This is a genomic window from Candidatus Eisenbacteria bacterium (genome assembly GCA_030017955.1).
In the GTDB taxonomy this organism is placed as follows: Bacteria; Eisenbacteria; RBG-16-71-46; order JASEGR01; family JASEGR01; genus JASEGR01.
This window is the reverse complement of sequence record JASEGR010000133.1, coordinates 229-3,770: the sequence shown is the minus strand read 5'-3', so window position 1 is coordinate 3,770 and position 3,542 is coordinate 229. Positions and strand designations below refer to the sequence as shown.

The 3,542-nt window shown below is 54.8% G+C and carries 3 protein-coding genes; all 3 read left to right on the top strand.

From position 1 onward, the window contains the following. Positions 1-207: 207 nt before the first annotated feature. The 3 genes from QME66_12810 to QME66_12800 are packed head-to-tail and all read left to right on the top strand — an operon-like array spanning position 208 to position 3,373. Positions 208-1,455: a site-specific integrase gene (locus QME66_12810; protein MDI6809832.1), complete on the top strand. Its 1,248-nt coding sequence runs from the start codon at positions 208-210 to the stop codon at positions 1,453-1,455. Further along, positions 1,449-2,357: a tyrosine-type recombinase/integrase gene (locus QME66_12805; GenBank protein ID MDI6809831.1), complete on the top strand. Its 909-nt coding sequence runs from the start codon at positions 1,449-1,451 to the stop codon at positions 2,355-2,357. The genes QME66_12810 and QME66_12805 overlap by 7 nt, the downstream gene beginning before the upstream one ends. After that, the gene (locus QME66_12800; GenBank protein ID MDI6809830.1) at positions 2,354-3,373 is read left to right on the top strand and encodes a tyrosine-type recombinase/integrase; all 1,020 of its coding nucleotides are present in this window, start codon (positions 2,354-2,356) and stop codon (positions 3,371-3,373) included. The genes QME66_12805 and QME66_12800 overlap by 4 nt, the downstream gene beginning before the upstream one ends. Positions 3,374-3,542: the final 169 nt, after the last annotated feature.

Below are 3,542 nucleotides of genomic sequence, written 5' to 3'. Positions count from 1 at the left end.
CGGCGGTCATGACAGGATCGCCAAACACCTGGGTCCAGTCCGCGAACCCCAGGTTTAATGCAGAGTTGATTGTTATGTGGAGAGGAGTGTCTCGGGAGCCGACAATAACGCAGTTGTTTCAATGAAGTAAGATCGTCTTGCACCTTTATCGACTCCGCATAATAATGACGTCTTTCTGGTTTTAAATTCAGATCAAAGGAGGACGTCATGTTTGAAGAGTTTTTCGCTTGCCCAATACGGATTCAAGAGCTGCGCAACGGTCCGAGTGGCCCCTTACTTGAAGGGTTCACTGAGGAGCTATGCCAAGCGGGCTACGCCGAGATAACCGCCCGCAGGCACATCCGAGCGGCGGAACATCTCATTTATTGGACAGACAGCGAAGGCATTCCCATTTCCAATTTGACCGAGAAGTTTATAGAGCGTTTCGACCGCCACCTGGATCGATGCCAATGCCCGCGTTACGGCCACACTCACCGGTTGGACTTACTCAATGGTGCGCGCCTGTTCCTAAAACATCTGCGAGGTGCTTGCGTAATCGCCGCCTCCGTTGTTGAATCAACAGCTCAAGATCCAATTCTGCTCACTGCCTTCTGTCAATGGATGCGCCAACAACGGGGAACTTGTGATCCTACCCTTTACAACTACAGCCTTTCGATTCGGGACTTACTGAGACGTCTTGGAGAGGATCCATGCAGATTTGACGCTAAGGGTTTGCGACAGTTTGTCCTGGAAAAAAGTCAACAGTGTGGGTGGGCGGCAGCGAAAACGTGTACGACGGCGCTGCGCATGTTTCTTCGCTTTCTCATCGCTGAAGGCAAGTGTGTTGCAGACTTGGGTGAAGCCATTCCGGTTTTGGCCCATTGGCGTCTTTCCTCATCGCTGCCACGGTACCTCCAACCGGAAGAAATGGAGCGCATCATCTCTTCTTGTGGTCCAACACCGGTTGGCAGGCGAGATCGTGCGATTCTACTTCTTCTCTCACGCCTGGGACTGCGGGCGGGCGATATCGTCCAGCTTCGTTTAGGCGATATCGATTGGGAAGGAGCCGGGATTCACGTATCTGGAAAAGGACGTCGCCAGGCTCGGCTGCCTCTGACCCAGGAGGTTGGACATGCGTTAGTGGCCTACCTGCAAGACGATCGGCCTCGAACCGACACCGATGTCCTGTTTATCCGCTCCCGCGCTCCTTTTCGCGCCTTCACGTCCCATTGCGCCATCTCGGTCATCGTCACTCGGGCGATGCACCGAGCGGGGGTCACTTGCCAGAGCCGCGGTGCGGCCCATGTTCTTCGACATTCTGCAGCAACCTCCATGTTGCGGCAAGGGGCATCGCTGCAGGACATTGCGACCATCCTTCGGCACCGTTCCATCGAGACTACGCAGATCTACGCCAAAGTAGACGTGACTACGCTGCGGCAGATTGCTCAACCCTGGCCGGAGGTGCAGCCATGTTAGCTCAAGCTGTGGAGTCATATTTGGCCGTGCGCCGTGCTTGCGGATTCGACCTCAAATCCCAAGGCAATCTTTTACGAAGTTTCGTCATCTTCTCAGAGGCAAGAGGCAAACGCCACGTTTGCCCTGAAACCGCCATCGAGTGGGCCGGATTGGCACGATCGGTTCATCAACGCGCCCGCCGGCTTGGTCAAGTGATTCGATTCACCCAGTACGTCCGTGCCGAGGATCCATCCCATCAACTGCCGCAGGCGGTCTTTGGTAGCGAGAGGAGGCCACGGCCCATCCCGTACATCTTTTCCCAAGACGACATCCAGCGTCTCATACAAGCAGCATCTCAGACTGGTTACCGTTCTTTGCGTCGACAGACCTACCGCACACTGTTCGCTCTGCTGGCATGCACCGGACTGCGTGTGTCCGAAGCAATCCGGCTGCGCTTTGAGGACATCACCCCAGATGGTCTGGTGATTCGGTGTTCCAAATTTCGTAAAAGTCGCCTTGTACCCTTGCATGAAACTGCCAAAGCTGGAATCGAACGTTATCTCGAACGTCGCCGCCCCTATGCCCCTTTCGATGACCACATATTCGTTTCGTTGCGAAGAAAACCGTTGCTTCTGGGTGATGTTGAGACCGCATTCCAGACTGCGGTTGACAAGATCGGCCTGCCGCGAGGACCAGGACTACCGCGCCCCACACCTCACTCGTTGCGCCATACCTTCGCCGTGAGGGCATTGGAAGCCTGCCCGGATGGCCGCGATCGCATTACGAAACATATGGTGGCGCTCTCGACTTATCTTGGTCACGGCAAAGTTTCCGATACCTACTGGTATCTGGAAACAACGCCTGATCTGATGAAAAAAATCGCAGACCGTTGCGAAAACTTCTTCACGGGAGGGCGGCCATGACTCTGATCGCATCGCACATTATGTCCTTTTTGCAGCAACGCCTGCCCGTCGAACGCCGCGCCAGCGACGACACCTGTGAGTCCTATGCATACGCTTTCAAGCTCCTCTTTGAATACGCCAGTAACTGTCTCAAGGTTACGCCATCCGAATTGTATCTGGAGCAGCTCGATGCACCGCTGATTGTAAACTTCCTGAACTATTTGGAAACGGTGCGCGGGAATGGACCGAATTCCAGAAACATTCGACTGGCCGCCATTAAATCGTTTATGCACTTTATGGAATATCGTGTGCCGACGGCCTTAGAGCAGATCCGGCGTATCTTAGCGATTCCGGCAAAGAAAGCCGATACACGCCTTGTCAGGCACCTCACGGTTGAAGAGATGCAGGCCATCCTGGATGCGCCTGAACCAAACAATCGAGACGGCATCCGGGATCGCGCCATGCTTCACCTCTGCTTCGCCGGAGGATTACGCGTCTCGGAACTGATCGGACTGCTACTTGACCATCTGAATCTTCAACCGCATGCCAGCGTTCTCGTCCACGGTAAGGGCCGAAGGGAACGGTGCCTGCCTTTGTGGAAGGAAACGACATCGGCGCTGCGGGCATGGTTGGCGGTCAGGGGCACGGTCTTGGCGCCGGAACTGTTTCTCAACGCCCGTGGTGAATCTATGACCCGTTCCGGCTTCGAATACATTCTACGTAAGCACGCTCACACCGCCGCAAAGCGTTGTCCTTCTCTATCCACGAAACGCGTTTCGCCGCATGTACTACGACATACCTGCGCACTAACGGTCCTGCAGGCCACCAATGATCTCCGAAAAGTCGCTCTCTGGCTCGGACATGCGAACATGCAAACGACTGAAATGTACACACGCGCCGATCCTTCGGTAAAGCTGGAGGCTCTAGAGTCTGTTGTCGCTCCAAAACTGCGCTCTGGGCGTTTCAAGGCAACCGACAAACTGATCGCGTCGTTGCATGCCGGGTCTTTTATGCGGAGTAAAAAGAGGTCAGCATGACAGGTTGGCGGGGTCCGCGAAGAGCGGACTCCGCATAACAATCAACTCTGCATTAAATCGAGCCTTCCGTGATTGGGGAACCCTCCTGAACAACGACAATACCCTTGCCTCGGCCATGATCGATCGCCTCGTTCACCATGGAGTGCTGGTACAAATCAAAGGAGAAAGC

Bases quoted from the DNA above. Each gene is read 5' to 3' on its own strand.
- QME66_12810 (MDI6809832.1), top strand. From the start codon at position 208: ATGTTTGAAGAGTTTTTCGCTTGCCCAATACGGATTCAAGAGCTGCGC.
- QME66_12805 (MDI6809831.1), top strand. From the start codon at position 1,449: ATGTTAGCTCAAGCTGTGGAGTCATATTTGGCCGTGCGCCGTGCTTGC.
- QME66_12800 (MDI6809830.1), top strand. From the start codon at position 2,354: ATGACTCTGATCGCATCGCACATTATGTCCTTTTTGCAGCAACGCCTG.